At 32.7% G+C, this 22,624-nt stretch carries 21 protein-coding genes; 16 read left to right on the forward strand and 5 right to left on the reverse strand.

Features of this window, described 5'->3' with window-relative positions; all coding sequences use genetic code 11:
- Nucleotide 1 precedes the first annotated feature (1 nt).
- Both AC2D6V_RS09355 and AC2D6V_RS09360 read left to right on the forward strand, forming a co-directional pair.
- A complete protein-coding gene (locus tag AC2D6V_RS09355; protein ID WP_484647866.1) occupies nucleotides 2-178 on the forward strand; it encodes a hypothetical protein in 177 nt (58 codons plus the stop codon).
- 31 nt (nucleotides 179-209) lie between these two features.
- The gene (locus AC2D6V_RS09360; RefSeq protein WP_484647867.1) at nucleotides 210-1,037 is read left to right on the forward strand and encodes a mechanosensitive ion channel family protein; all 828 of its coding nucleotides are present in this window, start codon (nucleotides 210-212) and stop codon (nucleotides 1,035-1,037) included.
- Nucleotides 1,038-1,131: 94 nt separating this feature from the next.
- Here the strand turns inward: AC2D6V_RS09360 and AC2D6V_RS09365 are convergent, their stop codons facing one another.
- Nucleotides 1,132-1,848, reverse strand: coding sequence for a LytR/AlgR family response regulator transcription factor (locus tag AC2D6V_RS09365; RefSeq protein WP_484647868.1), 717 nt, complete (start codon nucleotides 1,846-1,848; stop codon nucleotides 1,132-1,134).
- Nucleotides 1,848-2,903, reverse strand: a complete 1,056-nt coding sequence (locus AC2D6V_RS09370; RefSeq protein WP_484647869.1) for a sensor histidine kinase — start codon at nucleotides 2,901-2,903, stop codon at nucleotides 1,848-1,850. Before AC2D6V_RS09370 ends, AC2D6V_RS09365 begins: the two co-directional genes overlap by 1 nt.
- Before the next feature lie 178 nt (nucleotides 2,904-3,081).
- Here AC2D6V_RS09370 and AC2D6V_RS09375 point away from each other — a divergent pair, with 178 nt between their 5' ends.
- Nucleotides 3,082-3,474, forward strand: a complete 393-nt coding sequence (locus tag AC2D6V_RS09375) for a MotA/TolQ/ExbB proton channel family protein (protein ID WP_484647870.1) — start codon at nucleotides 3,082-3,084, stop codon at nucleotides 3,472-3,474.
- Between the two features lie 217 nt (nucleotides 3,475-3,691).
- The gene (locus tag AC2D6V_RS09380; protein WP_484647871.1) at nucleotides 3,692-4,165 is read left to right on the forward strand and encodes a hypothetical protein; all 474 of its coding nucleotides are present in this window, start codon (nucleotides 3,692-3,694) and stop codon (nucleotides 4,163-4,165) included.
- Between the two features lie 276 nt (nucleotides 4,166-4,441).
- Here the strand turns inward: AC2D6V_RS09380 and AC2D6V_RS09385 are convergent, their stop codons facing one another.
- Complete coding sequence (locus tag AC2D6V_RS09385; RefSeq protein ID WP_484647872.1) at nucleotides 4,442-5,794, reverse strand: DEAD/DEAH box helicase; 1,353 nt, start codon at nucleotides 5,792-5,794, stop codon at nucleotides 4,442-4,444.
- Nucleotides 5,795-5,835: 41 nt separating this feature from the next.
- Entirely contained in the window at nucleotides 5,836-6,726 is an 891-nt protein-coding gene (locus AC2D6V_RS09390; protein ID WP_484647873.1) for an aldose 1-epimerase family protein, read from the reverse strand.
- Between the two features lie 80 nt (nucleotides 6,727-6,806).
- Here AC2D6V_RS09390 and AC2D6V_RS09395 point away from each other — a divergent pair, with 80 nt between their 5' ends.
- The 5 genes from AC2D6V_RS09395 (at nucleotide 6,807) to AC2D6V_RS09415 (ending at nucleotide 12,964) form a co-directional block, all read left to right on the forward strand.
- On the forward strand, nucleotides 6,807-8,099 hold the full coding sequence (locus AC2D6V_RS09395) for an anthranilate synthase component I family protein (RefSeq protein WP_484647875.1): 1,293 nt from the start codon (nucleotides 6,807-6,809) through the stop codon (nucleotides 8,097-8,099).
- A gap of 2 nt (nucleotides 8,100-8,101) precedes the next feature.
- Complete coding sequence (locus AC2D6V_RS09400) at nucleotides 8,102-8,920, forward strand: lysophospholipase (RefSeq protein WP_484647876.1); 819 nt, start codon at nucleotides 8,102-8,104, stop codon at nucleotides 8,918-8,920.
- Nucleotides 8,921-8,929: 9 nt separating this feature from the next.
- On the forward strand, nucleotides 8,930-10,243 hold the full coding sequence (gene tilS, locus AC2D6V_RS09405) for a tRNA lysidine(34) synthetase TilS (RefSeq protein WP_484647877.1): 1,314 nt from the start codon (nucleotides 8,930-8,932) through the stop codon (nucleotides 10,241-10,243).
- A 110-nt stretch (nucleotides 10,244-10,353) separates the two neighbouring features.
- Entirely contained in the window at nucleotides 10,354-11,973 is a 1,620-nt protein-coding gene (ade, locus tag AC2D6V_RS09410; RefSeq protein ID WP_484647878.1) for an adenine deaminase, read from the forward strand.
- A gap of 37 nt (nucleotides 11,974-12,010) precedes the next feature.
- Nucleotides 12,011-12,964: a YheT family hydrolase gene (locus AC2D6V_RS09415; protein ID WP_484647879.1), complete on the forward strand. Its 954-nt coding sequence runs from the start codon at nucleotides 12,011-12,013 to the stop codon at nucleotides 12,962-12,964.
- Nucleotide 12,965: 1 nt separating this feature from the next.
- Here the strand turns inward: AC2D6V_RS09415 and AC2D6V_RS09420 are convergent, their stop codons facing one another.
- Nucleotides 12,966-13,427, reverse strand: a complete 462-nt coding sequence (locus AC2D6V_RS09420; protein ID WP_484647880.1) for an Lrp/AsnC family transcriptional regulator — start codon at nucleotides 13,425-13,427, stop codon at nucleotides 12,966-12,968.
- 169 nt (nucleotides 13,428-13,596) lie between these two features.
- Between AC2D6V_RS09420 and AC2D6V_RS09425 the strand changes: the two genes are divergently transcribed.
- From AC2D6V_RS09425 to AC2D6V_RS09455, 7 genes are all read left to right on the forward strand, one after another.
- Nucleotides 13,597-14,538 (forward strand): NAD-dependent epimerase/dehydratase family protein, encoded by a 942-nt coding sequence (locus AC2D6V_RS09425; RefSeq protein ID WP_484647882.1) that lies wholly within the window; start codon nucleotides 13,597-13,599, stop codon nucleotides 14,536-14,538.
- A gap of 13 nt (nucleotides 14,539-14,551) precedes the next feature.
- The gene (gene kbl, locus AC2D6V_RS09430) at nucleotides 14,552-15,739 is read left to right on the forward strand and encodes a glycine C-acetyltransferase (protein WP_484647883.1); all 1,188 of its coding nucleotides are present in this window, start codon (nucleotides 14,552-14,554) and stop codon (nucleotides 15,737-15,739) included.
- A 176-nt stretch (nucleotides 15,740-15,915) separates the two neighbouring features.
- The gene (locus tag AC2D6V_RS09435) at nucleotides 15,916-16,377 is read left to right on the forward strand and encodes a (2Fe-2S)-binding protein (RefSeq protein WP_484647884.1); all 462 of its coding nucleotides are present in this window, start codon (nucleotides 15,916-15,918) and stop codon (nucleotides 16,375-16,377) included.
- A 19-nt stretch (nucleotides 16,378-16,396) separates the two neighbouring features.
- Nucleotides 16,397-18,616 (forward strand): xanthine dehydrogenase family protein molybdopterin-binding subunit, encoded by a 2,220-nt coding sequence (locus tag AC2D6V_RS09440; protein ID WP_484647885.1) that lies wholly within the window; start codon nucleotides 16,397-16,399, stop codon nucleotides 18,614-18,616.
- A gap of 63 nt (nucleotides 18,617-18,679) precedes the next feature.
- The gene (locus AC2D6V_RS09445) at nucleotides 18,680-19,714 is read left to right on the forward strand and encodes an XdhC family protein (protein ID WP_484647886.1); all 1,035 of its coding nucleotides are present in this window, start codon (nucleotides 18,680-18,682) and stop codon (nucleotides 19,712-19,714) included.
- Entirely contained in the window at nucleotides 19,701-20,321 is a 621-nt protein-coding gene (locus AC2D6V_RS09450; protein ID WP_484647887.1) for a nucleotidyltransferase family protein, read from the forward strand. The genes AC2D6V_RS09445 and AC2D6V_RS09450 overlap by 14 nt, the downstream gene beginning before the upstream one ends.
- Nucleotides 20,318-22,612, forward strand: a complete 2,295-nt coding sequence (locus AC2D6V_RS09455) for an FdhF/YdeP family oxidoreductase (RefSeq protein ID WP_484647888.1) — start codon at nucleotides 20,318-20,320, stop codon at nucleotides 22,610-22,612. Before AC2D6V_RS09450 ends, AC2D6V_RS09455 begins: the two co-directional genes overlap by 4 nt.
- The last annotated feature ends 12 nt before the right edge of the window (nucleotides 22,613-22,624 follow it).

Here is a 22,624-nt window from a genome sequence, read left to right on the forward strand (position 1 = left end):
GATGGAAAATCCGTTTAACCAAATAGATAGGCCACTTAAAGAAGTTCCAGAAGAACTTAAGTCTAAGGTAATGAACGACATTGCTATGGCTAAACTTATCATGGAGTTGGCGGCATTGTTTTCTTATAATATCGGTGATATTATTGAAGCAGTTGTAAATAATAGAAAAAATAATTAATACTAATAACCCTAACTAAAAAAGTATAAACATGGAAAAAGCATCAAAATGGAAAGATATGGCCATGGAGTCTTTAACCGCTATTTGGAAAGAAATAGCAGAAATATTTCCAAATATAATTGGCACCATTCTAATATTAATTTTCGGATGGTTATTAACCAAGATAATAGTCAAAGTTGTAAAGAAAGGCTTAAAACTAGTACATGCAAATAAGCTTGATGACACTTTAAATGAAATAGAAATTGTAGAAGGAAAGAAATTAAATTTTGATACCATTAAGATTGTTTCAAGTTTCGTAAAGTGGGTCATGTATATTATGCTAATTATCATGGCACTAGATATTATGAATCTAACCATGATATCTGAAAAGATAAGTGATTTATTAAGCTATTTACCACAATTATTTACGGCACTGATTATATTCACAGTAGGTCTTATTTTGGCAAATCTTATTAAAAAGGGTATTCGCTCGTTTTTTGAGTCTATGGACTTATCAGGTGCAAAACTTATAAGTCAAGTAGTATTTTTTATCATATTAACGTTTGTTTCTATCACAGCACTTAACCAAGCGGGTGTAGATACGGAGATTATAACAAGTAACATAACCATGATACTTGCTGCTTTTCTATTAGCTTTTGCTTTAGCAATTGGTTTTGGAGCTCAAAGAGTTGTTGGCGATTTATTAAAAACATTCTATGCTAGAAAAACATATGAAGTTGGACAAGTAATAGAATTTAATGATATTAAAGGTGAAGTAGAATCTATTAATAGTATTTCGGTAACCTTAAAAACAGCAAAAGGAAAATTAGTAGTGCCAGTTAAAGACATTGTGGAGAGTCAAATACGGATACAGGAGTAATTTTAAGTTAGGGTTAAAATTTGGTTGGTTACTAATCCTGAAATCTAAAAACTCTCTACATATCCCTTTTCATTAATTTGGAAAGGGATTTTTTTTAGAATTTTTCTAAAATTTGAAGCACATCCTTTTTATAGCTTCGGCTAATAGTTAGCGCTGTATTGTTAATGACTATTTCTTCGTTTGTAAAAGATTCAATATATTTAAGTGAGATAATGTAAGAGCGATGTATTCTCAAAAAGCGTTTGCCTGGTAGTTTAGCTTCAATGGCGCTTATAGTTTCTCTGGTAACAATAGTTTCGTTAGCTAAGTGAATTTTAATATAATCGCTATAACTTTCAATATAAATTATAGATTCAAAATCAACTTTAATCATGCGCCTATCTGCGCGAACGAACATAAAAGAACTACTTTCAACCTCTTGGTTTTTAGTATCGTTTGTATCTGCATGAATTTCAAAATACGTATTTACAGCTTTTAGCAACCTATCAAAAGAAATAGGTTTCATTAAATAATCAACGGCCTGCAATTCAAACCCTTCAACAGCAAAATCGCGATAAGCTGTGGTAAAAATTATTTTAACATCTTTGTTTATCGATTTCGCAAATGATATCCCAGAAACTTCGGGCATATTAATATCCAGAAAAATTAAATCAACTTGATGAGTTCTTAACTTATTAAAAGCTTCAATAGCATTACTACAACTCGCTATAACATTAATATTTGGTATTTTAGACAGATGCGTCGCTATAATCTCTCTAGCTATAGCTTCATCATCAACAATAAGGCATGATATGGTTTTATTGTTCTGCATTAAATAGTAGTATCTAGCTCTAAATGTACTTTAAAAAAATCAGTTCTATTATCAATATTAAGGCTGTATGAATCTTTATATAGTAAATCTAAGCGTTTTTTTATGTTCTCTAAACCGATGCCTTTTTTAGAAGTTTCGCTGTTATTATTTGTGTTTTCTATTTTGAAATCAATATTGTTTTTATTGCAGGACAATTGAAGGGTAACCTTTAAAACACCTTGTTTCAAACTCCCATGCTTAAAACTATTTTCAACAAAAGGAAGTAGGAGCATAGGGGCAATTTTTATGTCCTCTAAAATGGTTTCGGTTTTAAAATCTATTTGAAGTGTATCATTAAAACGCATTTTTTCTAATTCAATGTAGTCATTAATATGATTGATTTCATCCTGTAAATCCACGAAAGGTTTATCGACTTGATATAACAAGTAATCTAGCAAATTTGAAAGCTTTAAAATCATTTCAGGTGTTTCATCTGCTTTCCTCAATGCAAAGCCATACATGGTGTTTAACGTATTAAACAGAAAATGCGGATGAATCTGCATTTTTAGATAATTTAACTCCTGTTCTTTTAATTTTAATTGTGTTTTTAGAATTTTAGTTTCTAGTTTTTTAGTTTTTTCAGTGTGTTTTAGGTTTAATTTTAAAATTTTAAAAGCACTAACAATTATAACAACTAAATAAACTGCTGTAGCTACAAAAAGAAAACTTTTGCTAATAGGAGCCATATTGGAGTATTCAAAATTTGATAAATAAACTAATCCGAAGAACACAGAAATAACAATAAGGTATGCCGAAATTATAAAAGCATAAATACTGTATAATACAAATAAAGCATAACGTTTAAGTATTAAATATTCTGGGATAATTTTATAAATAAACACATAAGTTATAGTAATAGTTATGGGCATTAAAAACATCGAAAAGTCTCTAACATACGCAATATTACTACTATCTACCCCAAAAAAATGCGTGTAAAATAAAAGTACCCCGCACCAGAAAACAACGTGTAATAAAATTTGCCCTATCTTTTTTAGTATGGCATGTTTAGTGAACATAATTACAATAATAGTACAAATTTGCTGCGATTTCCCGTTTTATAGACGAATAACCAATTTAGTAACCGTTTTAACATCACGTCGTTTTTATTGCTAAATTAGTCATCCGTCGCATTTTAATTTTTATAAAACTTAAAGGCAATATGTTTGTGACAAGTTTAATTAAAAACCATTAATTATGAATTTTTTATCAGTTATAGTGTTGAATCCGTTTGTCGATAGATTTATTGAAGGTGGCCCTCTTTTCATGTCTTTAATCTTAATTTGTCTTTTACTAGCATTAGCTTTTGTTGTTATGGGCTTTGTTAATCTTAAAAAGGATTTAATGAAATCTACGAAAATGACAAGTTTGGCTTCAGACATAAGTATTTTAGGGCTGGTTTTTGGGTTTTTGGGCTCAATAATCGGTATGATTACTGCGTTTGATGCTATTGAATCTATGGGAGATATTAGCGTAGGAATGTTGGCAGCGGGACTAAAAGTATCCTTTTTAACTACTGTTTTTGGAGCAATTACTTTTATACTTCCCAGAATTGGTATTATAATTTTGAAGAGTTTACAAAAACCATAAAATAATTTGTTTAGAAGTTTAAAGCCTCTTTTCTTTCATCAATCAAGAAAAGGAGCTTTTTTTGTAATTTTTGTTTAGATGATATTGATATAAAGCTTACGTTAAAAAAATAATGTAAGTTTACATTATAAAGTAATTTTTCGATAGGCTCTAAATATATAATGTGTGAAATCGAATTCACAATTGCTTTATAAATTACAAATTAAAAAACATTTTTATGAAATATTCAAAGACTCTTGCCTTTCTATTATTGATTTCAGTCATTTCTTTTTATGCTTGTAACGATAGTAAAAAGACCTCAAAGCAAGAAACTACAAATTCAATTGAAGTTCCAAATACACCCGTTTCACCAAATGCTGTAACTCCAAACCCCGCAACTCTTGAGCCATCTCAAAACACGAGCGGCGTTTGGCATTATACCTGTAGTAAAGGTTGTGCCGGAGGAGCAGGATCGGCTGTTAACTGTGCTAATTGTGGAACGCTTTTAGCACATAATTCGGCGTATCATTCAAATACAAATAATACACCAGTTACTTCCCCTTTTGCTACGCCACCAGCCGCTCAAACGGGTCAAAATGCAGCTGGAGTATGGCATTATACTTGTGGAAACGGATGCGCTGGAGGCGCTGGAGCTGCTGGCAGTTGCAGCACTTGTGGAAATGCCTTAGCACATAATGCAGCGTATCATTAGTAAAATATTAGAGATTATTAAGTTTATTAGTGCAGATTTAACTAATGCAAGAACTAATTTTTGATTGATTTATTATTAAAGCATTTTTTTATATATACAAGATTAAGCAAAAAAGAACCTCAATTTGAGGTTCTTTTTTGTTTATGGACGCTCTTGATGCTTTCCTTCCCGATAGCTATCGGGATGCGCAAGAATGACAAAAAAGTAATAGGCTTTGGCAAATAAGAACAAAACAATTTTTAATTAAAAACTGTTACAGTGACTGCGACTATGAAACTACTTCCTCTTATTACGTCTATTATAATTCTTATCGCCTTTAGTTTTTGGTTTTTTATACTTAGCAGCAATTTTAAATTTATAAGAGCCTCCTAAATTTTCTTTAGAATTTTTTTCAGATTTCTCATGGAAAGCTGGTCCAGGAGCATCTTCATCACGACGTTTAATAGGGTTATTACGCTCTTTTATTTGTGGACGCTCTTCTTCAATAAGATCTGTAGAAATTTCAACGGCATTAGGGATTTCAAGTACAGGAATTGTCATTTTCATTAATAACTCAATATTTTCAACAGCTTCGTGTTCTTTTTCTGTAGAAAAAACTAAAGCTTCACCTTCGCGTTCTGCACGACCTGTTCTACCAATACGATGCATGTAGTTTTCAGGGTATAGAGGCGTATCAAAATTAATTACATGGCTTACATTATCAATATCCAAACCACGTGCCATGACATCGGTAGCAATTAATATACGGTTTTGACCTTCTCTAAATTGCTCAATACTTCGTAATCTGTAATTCTGTGTTTTATTAGAGTGAATCACGCAAAGTTCTTCTTTAAAGAATTCGTCTAACTTATCAAACAGTCGGTCCGCCATTCGTTTAAATGCTACAAAAATCAATACCTTATTGTAGTGCTCGTGGTCTTGTAATAAATGAACTAATAAATTCACTTTCGTGTAAAAATTAGGGATATTATAACGGTGTTGCGATATATTATTAAGTGGTGTACCAGAAACAGCTATGGAAACACGCTCTGGGCTCTTAAAGAAATCATTAATTAACAAATCAACATCTTCCGTCATAGTTGCCGAAAACATGATGTTTTGCCGACGTTCCGGTAAAATATCAAAAATATTAATTAGCTGATGTCTAAACCCTAAATCGAGCATAACATCTACTTCGTCAATCACTAATTTTTGTATGGATTTAAGTTGTAAAACACGTGTTAAGGCTAAATCATATAAACGTCCGGGAGTAGCTACTAATATATCTATTCCCTGTGCAATAGCTTGCTTTTGAGTATTAATGTTAGTGCCACCATAAACCCCTAAAATTCGGTTATTAATATATTTTGATACCTTTTCAATTTCATCAACTACCTGAACTACTAATTCGCGTGTTGGTACTAAAACTAAAACCCGAGGGTTTTCTTGTTCAGAAAAAGGCAAGTTTTTTAAAATAGGCAACATATAAGCAAAGGTCTTGCCAGTTCCTGTTTGTGCAATTCCAACAACATCTTTTCCAGAAGCTACCACATTAAAAGCTTGCTCTTGAATAGGTGTAGGCGTATCGAATCCTAAGTCGTCTAAGGCATTATGTAACGGCGTGTTTATATTTAAATCTTGAAAGGTCACTGTCTTTAATTTATCGAGCAAAGTTAAAGCTATTATTCTGTTTAGACTAAGTGACTGTTATGTATTTCTATTTTGTACGAGGCTTTATAAATATTACCAGACAATAGGGATATGATTCCTTCCTTATCTTCAATTTTTTGATTAGAAGTTTCGCTATCTGCAATACCTAGCCAAGGCTCAATACAAACAAAATCACCTTGTGGTTTTGCCCAAATACCAAGATATGGAAATTCTTTAAATATAACCGTAAGAATGTTTCCATGTGTTTTACTTTTTAAGGTGACCTTTCTGGATTTTAAATCTTTAAAAACAAGAGCATCTTCATTGAATAAATCATGGGTTAATTGAATTTTATTAGAATTTAAAAAAACTTTTTCTGTTTTTGATGAAATAAGCCCATTTCCCATATTTATCAAATGCTTTTTAGCAGTTTCCAATTGCTCAAATTCTAAAGTATAATCGGTATATTCTTCATTTTCATAAATAGGGCATTTAAAAGCTGGATGTCCGCCAACAGAGAAATACATAGTTTTATTATCAATGTTATTTATTGTATGGCTAACTATAATGGTGTTTTCCAACAGAGTAAAGGTTAGAAAGAATTCAAACTTAAAAGGATATATTTTTAATAATTGTTCATTATATGTTAGCTTAAAAGTAAGACTATTCTCGGTTTGTTGATGCAATACTATATCTTCATTATGTCGAACAAAACCATGTTTTGGAAGTTTATATTCTTCGTCCTTGAAAATATAAGTATTCTCTTTTAATGCTCCAATAATGGGGAATAGGTTGGGTGCATAACTTCCCCAAACAGCAGGATTGGCGCCCCACAAAAAATGCGTTTTGTTTTTAACTGAAGAGATTTCACAAAGTTCTGCACCAGTATTTTTAATTGCAATCTTTAATTTGTTGTTTTTTATTATGTGCATGGTATGTCAAATATAAAGTAATATACAAAACTCTAATTTTTTTAAGTATTCTAATTAACTTTACAAACTAATTTTGATTATTGAGAACGAAACAAATTCATAACATAAAGGATGTAGAATCCTTTAAAAATCAATTACTGATTTGGGCACAGCAATTCGATGATGTTGTATGGTTAGATTCTAACAATTATAAACAGAACCATTCAGGTTTTGATGCTATTTTAGCTGTGGATGCGTTTACTAGTATTCAAACCGATTATAATCAAGCTTTTGCTGATTTAAAAGAATATCAAATTAGCGTTAACGATTGGGTTTTTGGATATTTAACCTATGATTTAAAGAATGATGTTGAAGATTTAAACTCTAATAATTATGATGAATTGGAGTTTCCAGATCTATACTTCTTCCAACCTAAAAAACTATTTTTAATTAAGGGTAGCAGTGTTGAAATTCTATATTTGAATTGTGTTAACGATGAATTTGAAGATGATTTAATTTCAATTAAAAAGGGGCACTACGAACCTTGCTTTAGTGGTTGTAATGATATTAAAATAAAGCTTCGAATCCATAAGGATGAATACTTTGAAAAAGTAAATAACATGTTGGGGCATATACATCGAGGAGATATTTATGAGGCTAACTTTTGTCAGGAGTTTTATGCTGAAGACACCCAGATAAACCCATTGGACACCTATTTGAAATTGAATAGTATTTCTAAACCACCGTTTGCGTCATACATAAAAATGTTTGACAAATATATAATGAGTGCGTCACCAGAGCGTTATTTGAAAAAAGAAAATGAAACTATAATTTCTCAACCAATAAAAGGGACGGCAAAGCGATCGGATAATCCAAAAGAAGATGACAAGCTAAAGGAAGATTTATTGAAAGATGAAAAGGAGCGTAGCGAGAACATTATGATTGTTGATTTGGTGCGAAACGATTTATCTAAAACGGCTATTAAAGGTACTGTTAGGGTTGAAGAGTTGTGCAAAATATATTCGTTCGATCAAGTACATCAAATGATTTCGACGGTCACTTCGAAAGTTGAAGAAACCACAAACCCCATAGATATTATAAAAAGTACATTTCCAATGGGCAGTATGACGGGGGCTCCTAAAATTTCGGCAATGAAAATTATTGAAGCTTTAGAGAAAACGAAACGCGGCGTTTATTCTGGTGCTATTGGATATTTTACTCCAGACAATAATTTTGATTTTAATGTGGTCATTCGCAGTATTTTGTATAACGCAACAAGACAATATGTGTCTTATTCTGTTGGTGGCGCAATTACGGCTAAAAGTAATCCACTCAAAGAATATGAAGAGTGCTTAGTTAAGGCTAAGGCAATGCGCACCGTTTTAGAAAGTTAATCATGGAGAAAACATTCATTTTAGAAATACATAACACCAATTTACATGGTCAATATTGGCATGGAGAAATAGTGAAAGATGTTGTTGTTTTGGTTCATGGTATGGGAGAGCATAAATTACGTTATGAAAAATCTGTAATTACCCATTTAGTAAATGAAGGTTACGCAGTTGTAGCATTCGATTTATACGGGCATGGTAATAGTGATGGAAAGCGTGGACATGCGCCAAGTTATAAAGCATTACTTGATGCTGTACAAGGTCTTTTAGAAAAAACGGGCGTCTTATTTCCTAACAAAAACATCATTCTATATGGCCATAGCCTAGGCGGAAATATTGTTGTAAACTATGTTTTAAGGCGATCACCTAATTTAAAAGGCGTTATATTATCGAGCCCGTTTTTAAGATTGGCTTTTCAACCACCAAAATGGAAAGTGTTAATGGGAAAAATATTACTTAAGTTATTACCTTCAATAACATTACTAAGTGAAGTTGATGCGAAAACGATTTCCAGAGATCCATATGAAGTTGAGCGCTATAAAATAGACCCTTTAATTCATAATAAAATTAGTCCTATTTATGTGTTTCCTGTAATTGAAGCAGGTAAGTGGGCTATTAATAATGCTCATAAACTCAATATAAACACTTTGGTTTTACATGGTACAGGAGATAAACTCATAGACCATAATGGCAGTGTGGCATTTTGTGAAAACACAAAAAACACCAAATTGCAATTGTTTGAAAATGGTTTTCATGAATTGCATCATGACCTTTGTAAAAAGGAATTTATTGAATCTGTCTTAAATTGGCTTAACAAGCTTTAAATTTGTACCATGTTTAATCGCTTTCAAGACCATATAAATTCAAAATTATCTTTTCTAAAGGAAAGCAAAATTCTTATTGCAATTTCTGGAGGTATAGATAGTGTGGTGTTAACGCATTTATGTAATCAATTAGAATTAAATATTTCTTTAGCACATTGTAATTTTAATTTAAGAGGAGACGAAAGCGATGCCGATGAAAATTTTGTTATTGATTTATCTGAAGATTTAAATTTAGAAGTTTTTGCACAACGATTTGATACAGAAAAATATGCTTTAGATAATAAACGCTCCATACAAATGGCTGCTAGAGAATTACGTTACAGTTGGTTTACAGAATTATCTGAACAATTAAATTTCGATTATATATTAACCGCTCATCATGCCGATGATAATTTGGAAACCTTTCTTATTAATTTCACGAGAGGAACTGGGCTAGAGGGTTTAACGGGAATCCCAGAGATTAATGGGAAGTTTGTTCGTCCATTACTGTTGTTTTCTAATGATGAGATTAAGGCTTATGCAAAAGAAAATGACATAAAATGGCGCGATGATAGTAGCAATAAATCGGTCAAGTATTTACGAAACAAATTAAGGCATGAAGTTGCGCCAATTTTAAAAGAAATTAATCCTAGCTTATTACAGAGTTTTCAATCGACTTTGGAAAACTTAAAAGGTGCTTCTGCAATAGTAAAAGAGAGTGTTGATTCTTTTTTAAACAATACTATTGAAAGCATAAGTGAAACGGAAGTACGATTTAAAATTTCTGAATTTAAAAAGTTAGAGAATCCAAAGCCTTATTTATTCGAATCATTAAAAGAATTCGGATTTACTGCATGGAATGATGTTGTAGATTTATTAGATGCCGAAACAGGTAAGCAAGTCTTTTCTGGTACGCATCGTTTGATAAAAAATCGTGATTATTTGTTGTTAAGCCCAATTGAACCAGTCGATTATGGGGAAATAGTAATTTCTAAAGATGATAATAAAAAGGAAACACCATTTGGTGTTTTATATTTTGAAGAAGTTGAAACCATTTCAGACAATGAAGCTAACATAATTTATGTTGATAAAGACAAATTACAATTCCCTTTAAAACTCAGAAAAAAAAGAGAAGGAGACATCTTTTATCCATTTGGGATGGCAGGAAAAAAGAAATTAAGTAAGTACTTTAAAGACGAAAAATATTCGCTTTTAGATAAAGAACAATCTTGGTTATTGTGTTCAGGAGAAGCTATTGTCTGGGTGATAAACGAAAGAGCAGATAATAGGTTTAAAGTTACTGAAAGCACAATACAAATTTTAAAAATTACATTGAATAACTAATGCCAAACTGAGCGCAGTCGAAGTTTGTGATTTAAAGTAAATAATTTTGTCATTACTGCGAATCCCGATAGCTATCGGGAAGAAATCCACTTATAAGAACAAATATTAAATTGAAATTACAAGGCCAAATAGTCGATATTCAAAATAATCGCATTTTCAAAGGTGAGCTAACCATTGACGATGGTAAAATAAAGTCTATTGTAGAGAAGGCTCATAATGTTGAAAACTACATATTGCCAGGGTTTATAGACGCACATATTCATATTGAAAGTTCTATGTTAGTACCTTCAGAGTTTGCAAGAATAGCTGTGGCACATGGTACCGTAGCAACCATTTCAGATCCTCATGAAATTGCCAATGTTCTAGGTGTTGAAGGTGTTGAGTTTATGATTGAAAATGGAAACAAAGTACCATTTAAGTTTAATTTTGGAGCACCGTCCTGTGTACCTGCTACAAATTTTGAATCAGCAGGGGCAGTCATAGATTCAGATGGAATTAGAAAATTGCTAAAAAACCCTGAGATTAAGTATTTAGCTGAAATGATGAATTACCCAGGCGTGCTTTTTGATGACGATGAAGTTCTAAAAAAGATAGCGTGGGCAAAACGTTATAACAAACCAATTGATGGTCATGCACCTGGTTTACGTGGAGATGACGTTTCTAAATACATTAATGCTGGCATATCCACAGACCATGAATGTTTTACATATGAAGAAGCTCTAGAGAAGCTTCAAAAAGGTATGAAAATTTTAATCCGAGAGGGTAGTGCAGCTAAAAACTTTGAGGCATTATTTAATTTATTACCGGAATATTTTGAAAATATGATGTTTTGCAGTGACGATAAGCATCCAGACGATTTAATGGTTGGTCATATTAATGAACTTTGCGCAAGAGCAATTGCAAAAGGGATCGATGTGTTTAAAGTGTTGCAAGTTGCATGTATTAATCCGATAAAACACTATAATTTGGATGTTGGTTCTTTAAAAATTGGAGATAAAGCCGATTTTATAATTGTTAAAGATTTAAATTTATTTAAAACGTTGCAAACATATATTGATGGTAAATTAGTTTTTGATAACGGCAGATCTCTTATTAGAACAGTAGCTTTTAAAAACCTAAATAATTTCAAAACTAAACTTAAGGACATTTCTGATTTTAGATTTGAATCTACCGCAAAGAAAATCCGAGTAATTGAAGCTTTAGAAGGACAGTTAGTAACAAATGAAATTATTGCGAATTCTCTTATAGAAGACGGTAATTTGGTTTCAAACATAGATGCGGATATATTGAAAATGACGGTTGTAAATCGTTATCAAGATCAAGGCCCAGCAATAGCGTTTATTAAGAATTTTGGCTTTAAAGAAGGTGCTATTGCCTCATCGGTAGGTCACGATTCTCATAATATTATTGCGGTTGGAGTATCGGATGCCGCGATTTGTAAAGCTGTTAATTTAATTATTGAAAACAAAGGAGGTATTTGCGCTATTTCTAACTCTGAAGAAAAAATAGTGCCACTTCCTGTTGCTGGGATTATGAGCGATAAAGATGGAGAAACTATAGGAAATAAATACGCTCAATTGGATAAAATGGCGAAGCAAATGGGAAGTCGTTTAAATGCGCCTTATATGACCTTATCTTTTATGGCACTATTGGTTATCCCTTCATTAAAATTAAGTGATAAAGGGTTGTTTGATGGCTCTAAATTTAAATTTACTTCATTAGAATTTTAATAAAATTAATTATTAACTAAAACAATAAATTAAATAAATGCCCATTATAGAATCAGCCTACAGGCCACCTTTTTACTTCAAAAACGGATTTATCTCAACGGTTTATTCTGGATTGGTGCGTCGCGTTTCTTTAGAACAAACAAGAGAACGTATTACACTAAAAGATGGTGACTTTTTAGATTTAGATTGGAGTTTTACTAATGGAAAATCAAATAAACTTATTATTTTATTACACGGTTTAGAAGGTAATGGCCAGCGACCCTATATAACCGGTGGGGCTAAATTGTTTAATAAAAATGGTATTGATGCTGTTTGTGTCAATTTTAGAGGCTGCAGTGGTGAAGAGAACCTGAAATATTATAGTTATCATTCCGGAGCTACGGGAGATTTAATTGAAGTTATTCAGCATGCTATTTATAAGAAGAACTATTCAGAGATTTATTTAAAAGGTATAAGTTTAGGAGCTAATGTTATATTAAAGTATTTAGGCGAGCGTGATAAGGTCCCAAAACAGGTTAAAGCTGCTATTGCAGTGTCGGCGCCCTGTTACTTAAAAGGTTCATCAGAAGAATTACATTTGCTTAAGAATAAATTATATCACGATAGATTCTTGAATGATTTGGTTCAAAGGTTGAAGATTAAACAGCAAAAGTTTCCAGATAAATTGTCAATTGAAGAAGTAAAAGGGGTTAGAAAACTTATTGATTTAGATAATTTGTACACATCAAAAGCACACGGGTTTAAAGATGCAATGGACTATTATGAAAGGTCTAGTAGCTTGCAATTTTTACCAAACATAAAAGTCCCAGCTTTAGTTATTAATGCTTTAAACGATTCATTTTTGTCTCCAGAATGTTTTCCAGTTAAGGAAGCTAAAAAGAATTTAAATCTTTATTTGGAAATGCCAAAATATGGTGGGCATGCAGGATTTATAGATAAAAAAAATGTCTATTATAATGAAAGGCGCGCTTTAGAGTTTATTACTAGATAATCTAAATATTGAATTCCGAAGAATGCTTTATATCCTTTAAAACAAATGTGCTATTTAGTACACCAATATTTTCAATTTTTGAGAGTTTGTATTTTACAAAATTGTGATAATCTTCAAGGCCTTTAGTATTTATTTTTAAAATAAAATCTACCTGCCCTGCCATATGGTAGCATTCTTGAACTTCATCTAAATTTTGGATTTGTTCCTCAAATTTCTCAATAAATGCTTCGCTATGATAACGCATAGATACTTGACAAAATGTGGTCACAGAGCGCTCTAATAAATTTTTATCTAAAATGGCTACATACTTTTTTATGAAACCTTGGCTTTCTAGTCTACGAATTCTCTCATAAATAGGAGAGGCCGTTAAATTTAAAATTGTGGCAATTTCTTTTGCTGTTTTTTTAGAATCATTCTGTAGATTTCTCAGAATAGTGATATCGGTGTCGTCTAATTTCTCCATTATCTTTTAAGTAAAAATTATTGTTGTTATTATTTATTGTCAATCATTAAAGTAAAAATAACCTATATTTATGTTTATTGTAGTAATAATTACTTAATTTTTATAACATGCTAAATATTAGTGTTATAATATTTAATTTTGATAGTAATTAATGCTTTAATTTTTAATTATGATTTTGGTAATTGGTGCAAATGGGCAATTAGGAACAGTGCTTACTAAAGCGCTTCAAGAAAAATATGGATTAGAAAGTGTATTGGCTTCAGATGTTATAAGAAAAAAAGGTTTTAATGGCTTGTTTGAAATTATAAATGCCACCGATCAGGAAAGAATTAGAGAAGTCGTAAAGAAATACAATGTAACACAGGTTTATCATTTGGCTGCAATATTATCTGCTAAAGGTGAAGCAAATCCGTTGCTAAGTTGGGATATTAATACAAAAACCTTTTTAAACGTTTTGGAAGTATCGAGAACGGAAAGTGTTAAAAAAGTATTTTATCCAAGTTCTATAGCAGTTTTTGGAAATAATGCACCGAAATTAAAAACGCCTAATAACACCTCATTAAATCCAGAAACTGTTTATGGAATAAGCAAAGTAGATGGGGAAAACTGGGCAAAGTATTATTTTGATAAATATGATTTAGATGTAAGGTCTTTGAGATTTCCAGGTGTAATTGGTTACCAATCTTTACCAGGTGGCGGCACTACTGATTATGCCGTTGATATTTACCATAAAGCAGTATTAGGTGAAAAGTTTGATTGTTTTTTAAATGAAGACACTGTACTTCCCATGATTTATATGGACGATGCTATTGAAGCTACTCTAAAGTTAATGGAAGCTCCTAAAAAAGCAATTAAAACACGAACATCGTATAATATTTCTGGGGTAAGTTTTTCACCTTTGGAAATTGAATTAGAAATTCAGAAATTTTATCCAGAGTTTAAAGTTAATTATATACCAGATTTTAGACAAAAAATTGCTGAAAGCTGGCCTAAAACCATAGATGATTTTGAAGCACAAAATGACTGGTATTGGAAACCAAGTTTCAACATAAGCATCATAACAGAAATTATGATTCAGAAGTTAAAAGAACAATATCACGTAGCAATATAAAATATTAGAAGCAATGTATTCAAGCATAAAAGAAGATTTCCAGAAAGAAATAGACGAAATTAAAAAAGCAGGTTTGTTTAAAACGGAACGCGTTATAACAACACCTCAAGGATCTAAAATTAGCACAACTACTTCAACAGAAGTATTGAATTTTTGTGCTAATAATTATTTAGGATTATCATCAAACCCAGATGTAATTGAGGCAGGAAAAAATGCTATTGACTCACATGGCTATGGATTATCTTCAGTACGTTTTATTTGTGGTACGCAAGACATTCACAAAGAATTAGAAAAGAAGACAGCATTGTTTTTAGGAATGGAAGATTGTATCTTATATGCTGCAGCATTTGATGCCAATGGAGGGCTTTTCGAACCACTTTTAGGTCCTGAAGATGCTATTATTTCAGATGCATTAAATCACGCATCAATTATTGATGGGATTCGACTTTGTAAAGCGAAACGATTTAGATATGACCATAACAATATGGAAGCTTTAGAATCACAGTTAAAATTGGCTAATGATAGTCGACGTAAATTAATTGTTACTGATGGCTCTTTCTCTATGGATGGCACCATTGCACAGCTCGATAAAATTTGTGATTTGGCAGAGAAATACCATGCTATGGTAATGGTAGATGAATGTCACTCTACCGGTTTTATAGGGGCTACGGGTAGAGGAACACATGAATACAGAAATGTTATGGGTAGAATAGATATTATTACAGGTACTTATGGAAAAGCCTTGGGCGGTGCTTCTGGAGGGTTTACGGCAGCTCGAAAAGAAATTGTGGAACTTTTACGACAGCGTTCAAGACCGTATTTGTTTTCCAACACAGTAGCACCTTCAATAGTTGGTGCTTCTATTAAAGTTTTGGATTTAATAAGTAATTCAACACATCTTTGTGATAAGTTAAAAGAGAATACGAAATATTTCAGAGAAGAAATGACTAACGCTGGTTTCGATATTGTTCATGGAGATCATCCAATAGTTCCAGTTATGCTTTATGAAGCAACTTTAGCGCAAGAATTCGCCTCAAAACTATTGGAAGAGGATATTTATGTTATTGGTTTTTTCTATCCTGTAGTACCTAAAGGAAAGGCTAGAATAAGAGTGCAATTATCTGCAGCTCATGAAAAAGATCATTTAGACAAAGCGATTGCGGCATTTATGAAGGTTGGTAAAGAGCTTAAAGTAATATAGCGTATAAAAAAATTATTATTCTTATTAGTAAAGCCATGTTATATATAACATGGCTTTTTTTGTGTTAAAAATTTATAATTAAGGGTTAATATGGACTTAGTTAAGCCCTTGTTAAAATTTTAGTTTCAGCACTTTATTAATTACATTTTTTATAATTTAATAACAAAATAGATAACATGCCAACATTCAACTTAAAAATTAATAACGAAACACATACTGTCGAGGCAGATATGGACACACCTTTGTTATGGGTGCTTAGAGATAAAATTAACCTAGTAGGCACCAAATTTGGTTGCGGTATTGGGCAATGCGGCGCTTGTACAGTGCACGTAGATGGCAATGCTATGAGAAGTTGTTTATTGCAAGTGTCTCAAGCCGAAGGAATGAATATTACAACCATTGAAGGACTTTCAGAAAATGGAGATCATCCAGTTCAAGAAGCTTGGAAAGAAGTTGATGTGCCACAATGTGGATATTGTCAAGCTGGACAAATTATGACGGCTTCAGCATTTTTGAAGAACAACCCGAGTCCTTCAGAATCTGAAATTAGAAATGCAATGCATGGAAATATTTGCAGATGTGCGGCATATAATAGTATTGAAGAAGCTGTAAAAGTAGCATCCAAAAAATTAAGTTAACCAACCTAAATATAAAACAATGACACCTTCAAATAAAATGACATTCAGTAGAAGATCGTTCTTAAAATCATCAGCTTTGGCAAGTGGTGGTATGATAATAGGTTTTAACTTATTCAATGCTTGTAAATCAGATGTGGCGCCTTCAATAGATTTAAGTCAGTTAAATTACAATGATTTTAATGCCTTTATAAAAATTTCTCCAGAAGGGAAAGTCACTATCTTTTCACCTAATCCTGAAATTGGTCAAGGTGTAAAAACATCAATGCCTATGATTATTGCTGAGGAATTAGAAGTAGCATGGGACGATGTTTATGTGGTTCAAGCACCTTTAGATACTGTAAACTATACTCGGCAGGTTGCTGGCGGAAGTCAGTCTATTCGATTTGGTTGGACTGCATTACGACAAACAGGAGCCACAGCAAAACAAATGTTGGTAAATGCTGCTGCTGCCAAATGGGGCGTTGATGCTTCAGAATGTACAGTTAAAGAAGGGATTATTACAAATGCTAAAGGTGAAACTTTTGGGTATGGAGATGTGGTTACTGAAGCTGCTGCTCTTGAAGTACCTGAAGAAGTTATTTTAAAAGAACCCAAAGATTTCACAATTATTGGTCAGGGTAAGGGTAATGTAGATATTGATAAAATAATCACTGGAAAACCTTTATTTGGTTTAGATTATAAAGTAGAAGGTATGTTGTATGCTTCTGTTTTAAGACCTCCAGCATTTGGGAAAATTTTAGATTCGTATGATGCTGCTGCAGCTAAATCTTTACCAGGAGTTGTAGATGTTATTACGATTGGAAAAAAAGTTCGAGAATTTCAAGAAGCTGGAAAAAAGAATTGGTCAATGCAAATGAGTAGTTCTGATAAAGTCGTGGTAATTGCAAAGACGACTTGGGATGCATTCAAAGGTAAAAATGCTCTAAAGGCAACATGGAAAACAGATACACCACTTGAAAGTACAGAGAAGCACGATGAAATTTTAAATGGATTATTAAACGGAGACAAGTTTGATACTCGACGAAAAGATGGTGATGTTATAAAGGCTTTTGCCGATGCAGATAAGGTTATTGAGCGTATTTATGAATCTCCTTTTTTACCTCATAACACGTTAGAACCTATGAATTTTTTCGCAAATGTTACTGAAGAAAAAGTAGAATTGGTCGGTCCTGTTCAAACGCCTCAAGCAGCCCAAACAGTAGTTGCTGATTTATTAGGACGTGATATTGAAAATGTTCATGTAGATATGACAAGAATGGGAGGTGGTTTTGGAAGACGACTTTATGGAGATTTTGTTTATGAAGCGGCTGAAATTTCAGATGCTATTAGAAAACCAGTTCAAATGGTCTCTTCAAGAGAAGATGATATGACTACAGGTGTATACAGACCAGCAATTAAGTATAAAATAGCCGCATCTTTAAAGGATGGTAAGTTAACGGGTTATCATTTGAAGGAAGCTGCCGTAAATTCAAATATGTATGGTTTAATTCCTAATTTCTTTCCAGCTGGAGCGGTTGAAAATTATCAAGTTGATACGGCTAATTACCAAAGTAATATTACCACTGGTGCATGGAGAGCGCCTTATACGAATTTTTTAGCAAGTGCTGAACAAAGTTTCTTTGACGAAATTGCTGAAGAATTAGGTGTGGATCGTGTTCAGCTTCATATGGATTTATTGGACAACGTAAAAAACAATCCAGAGCCCAAGATTGATTATGATCCAGAACGTTTGCAAGGCGTTTTAAAACTAGCTGTTGAAAAATCTAATTGGGGAAAAACAGGAGATGGAGTTTATCAAGGTTTATCTGTTTATTATTGTCATAACACGCATGTTGCTGAGGTTGCAGATATTACAATGGAAAATGGTATTCCTAATGTAAAAAGAGTTACTTGTGCTATAGATTGTGGTATTGTGGTTAATCCCTTAGGCGCTATGAATCAAGCTAAAGGAGGTGTTCTCGATGGAATTGGCCATGCGATGTATTCAGATTTTGGTTTTAACGATGGTATTCCCCAGTCGAATAATTTCAATTCTTATCAGTTGATTAGAATGGGACAAACTCCAAAAGTAGATATACATTTTGTAGAAAGTGATATAGATCCAACAGGGCTTGGAGAACCAACCTTACCACCAGTTGGAGCGGCAGTGGCCAATGCTATTTATAAAGCTACAGGTAAGCGTTTAACAAAACAACCTTACATGAGTAATTTGAATATTGAAAAATCAGTTTTGGGATAAATTAAATTATGTTTAAGCTAAATAAGGCGTTTTTATTAAAAGGTTTTTTTCTAGTTTTATTGTATGACACACGAGTTTAAAAATATTGTATCAGAAGGAATTAAAGCGAAAGAAAATGGAGTGAAATCCGTTTTGGCTTCCGTCGTTGCTTTGGATGGTTCATCGTATCGTAGACCTGGAGTAAGGATGCTTATTTTAGAGAACCAAATCATGATTGGTGCTGTTAGTGGTGGGTGTGTTGAGAAAGAAATTCTATTTCAGTCACAATCTGTTTTTAAAACTGGAGAAGCTAAAATAATGACCTATGATGGTAGATATCGATTGGGCTGTGAAGGTGTGTTATATATTTTGATTGAACCTTTTAATCCGAGTAAAAATTTTATAAATACTTTTTCTGAATGCTTAAAAAAGCGTCAATCATTTGAGTTATTATCTTATTACAAAAAGAAAGAAAGTGTTAATTCTGAATATGGTTCTTTTGTAAAAATACAAAACGAAATTTTTCCTCTAAATAAATTTTACAATAAGACAAGTGAAAGGTCACTTTCAGTTTTTCAACAAACCATGCCTCCTTGCTTTAAGTTAGTAATAGTTGGAGCCGAACACGACGCCGTTCAACTATGTCAATACGCATCAATTACGGGTTGGGAGGTAACTATTGTGGCAGGTGTTAAAGAACACAAATCTATTAAAGAATTTCCTGGAGCTCATGAATTTCGAGCAACAACACCGGAAACTTTGGATGTTTCAAATATAGATACTCAAACAGCCATAGTATTGATGACTCATAATTTTGCTTATGATTTACGTTATTTAGTTGCTCTAAGTGAAACAACACCCAATTACATAGGTTTATTAGGTCCAAGTAAAAGGCGCGATGATTTATTATCTCAATTAATAGAATACTGCCCAGAAATATCAGATGAATATTTAGAATCTGTGCATGGACCAGCAGGTTTGAATATAGGTTCTGAAACGCCTCAGGAAATAGCTATTTCAATTGTTTCAGAAATATTGGCCTTTACCCGTAAACAGCAACCAATGTCACTTAATGAAAAAGTAGGTAGAATTCATTCCACAGATAGTGAGTCAAAATAAACCGAATATTTCCATTGTTATTCTAGCTGCAGGTGCTTCTAGTAGAATGGGAAGTCCTAAGCAATTGCTTAAATGGGGTAATGGCAGCTTATTAAATCATGCCGTAAAAACAGTTTTAGAAGTTGGCACATCAGAAGTAATTGTAGTCTTAGGTGCTAATTATGAATTGATTACAAAAGAAATTCAACATTATCCAATTACCATTTTAAAGAATGAAGACTGGAAGTTAGGTTTAGGTAAATCCATTGCTTGTTCTACTGAACATGTTTTAAAGTCAAATTCAAAAACCCAAGGAATACTTATTACACTGGCAGATCAACCATTAATTAATTCGGACTATTTGAAAAAGATGATTCAAGTCTTTACTCCAGGTAAAAGGCAAATTATTGCAACGGCATATGGCGAAGAAAAAATGGGCGTTCCTGTACTTTTTGATAATTTATACTTTAAGGAGTTGACTAAGCTAAGTGATGATAATGGAGCAAAAGTAGTTCTTAAAGTTCATGAATCTTTTGTAAAAACTTTAAAACCTCCAGTAAAAAATGTAGATTTAGATTCGAAAGAAGATTATAAAATGCTTCATAGATCGAATTTTAAAACTAAATGAGTACGTCAGCACAAGATAAAGCATTAACACCAGAAACTTTTGAAAACCTAAAAAGTACTAAACCTGAAGTAAATAGTGTCGGATTTAAAAGTATTGCTGCTGCTATAGGTCAGGTGTCAAAGTATATGAATACTGTTGATGCGCTTAAGTTGGCAACAAAAATGAATCAGAAAGGTGGTTTTGATTGTCCGGGTTGTGCATGGCCAGATCCAGATGATGAGCGCTCTTCTTTAGGCGAATTTTGTGAAAATGGCATTAAAGCCATTGCAGAAGAAGCTCAAAATAATACTATTGGTAAGGATTTTTTTGCGAAACATTCAGTTGATGAATTGGCAAGTTGGTCTGATTTTGAAATTGGAAAATCTGGTCGATTAGCAGAACCAGTGTTTTTACCAAAAGGAGCAACGCATTATCAACCTATTTCTTGGGTAGATGCTTTTGAAAAAGTAGGTCAGCACTTGAATGCTCTAAATCATCCTGATGAAGCGGTTTTTTATACATCAGGCAGAACAACTAATGAAGCGGCTTTTTTATATCAGTTATTTGTTCGTGAATTTGGAACTTCTAATTTACCTGATTGCTCAAATATGTGTCATGAAGCGAGCGGGAGTGCATTATCTGAAACTTTAGGTATAGGAAAGGGTTCCGTAACTTTAGACGATTTATATAGGGCTGAATTGGTTTTGGTTGTTGGACAAAACCCTGGAACAAATCATCCAAGAATGTTATCAGCTTTAGAGAAAACTAAAAGGAATGGTGGTAAAATAATTGCTGTAAACCCATTGCCTGAAGCAGGATTAATAAAGTTTACTAATCCGCAAAACCCATTAAAAGTTTTAACAGGAGGAACGCAGATAGCCGATGTTTTCGTACCGATTGCAATTAATGGCGATGTGGCATTTTTTAAAGCAATACTTTTAAAGTTACTTGAGGAAGAAGAAGCTAAAGGAAATATATTTGATAAAGCATTTATAAATGAATTTACTCATGGATATGATGTTTTTATTTCAGATTTAAAAACGTATAATTTTAAAGAATGCCTTGAAGCTTCCGGTGTTTCAGAAGTTATTTTTAATGATGTTTTTGAATTAATTTTAAGTAATAATAAAATCATTATTTGTTGGGCAATGGGTTTAACGCAGCATGAAAATGCAGTGGATAATATCCGTGAATTAGTGAACTTACTGCTGCTTAAAGGTAGTATAGGGAAAGAAGGTGCAGGCACGTGCCCTGTTCGGGGGCATTCTAATGTGCAAGGCGATAGGACGGTTGGCATTTGGGAATCTGCACCACAAGCTTTTCTAGATAGAATAGAAGCTAAATACAGTTTTAAACCAACAAATAAGCACGGTTTTTCAGTTATTGATGCTATTAAAGCCATGTTTGAGAAGAAAGCCAAAGTGTTTATTGGTATGGGTGGCAATTTCATTTCGGCAGTTCCAGATACATTGTATTCTGCTCAAGCTATGTCGAATTGTGATTTGACGGTTCAAGTTAGCACAAAGCTAAATAGGTCGCATCTAGTTACAGGTAAAGAAGCGCTGATTTTACCATGTTTAGGACGTACTGAAAAAGATTATCAAAAGTCTGGAGTTCAATTGCAAAGTGTTGAGAACTCTATGGGTGTGGTGCATGCTACAAAAGGGGTTTTAGAACCATGTTCTGAGAATTTGCTAAGTGAAGTTGCTGTGGTCTGTGGTATTGCAAATGCTACTTTAAATGAAAAATCTAAAGTCAACTATTTACAGTATAAAGATGATTATAATTTAGTAAGAGATGATATTGCTGAAGTTGTTGATGGATTTACAGATTATAATAAAAAACTAAAACAGCCAGCAGGTTTTTATCTTCCCAATGGAGCTAGGGTTCGACAATTTAAAACTAAAACAGGAAAAGCAAATTTTACTAAAAATAAACTTCCAGAATGGAAATTAAAAGAAAACGAATTAATGATGATGACCATTCGTAGTCATGATCAATTCAATACCACTATTTATGGGTTAAATGACAGATATCGCGGCGTGTTTAATGAACGACGTATTATTTTCATGAATCGCGAGGATATGAAACTTCGTAGTTTAGGAGAACATGAGGTGGTGAACCTTAAATCTGAATACAATGGTGTTATTCGTGAAGCTAATAATTTCAAGGTAATAGGATACGATATTCCAAAAAATTGTTGTGCTACTTATTTCCCCGAAACTAATATACTAGTCCCATTAGATAGTTTTGCACATACAGCTAAAACGCCTGCATCAAAGAGCGTAAAGATAACGGTTAAAAAAGCTTAGTAAATTTTTAAT

The sequence above is a fragment of the Algibacter sp. YIN40 genome (assembly GCF_057219435.1).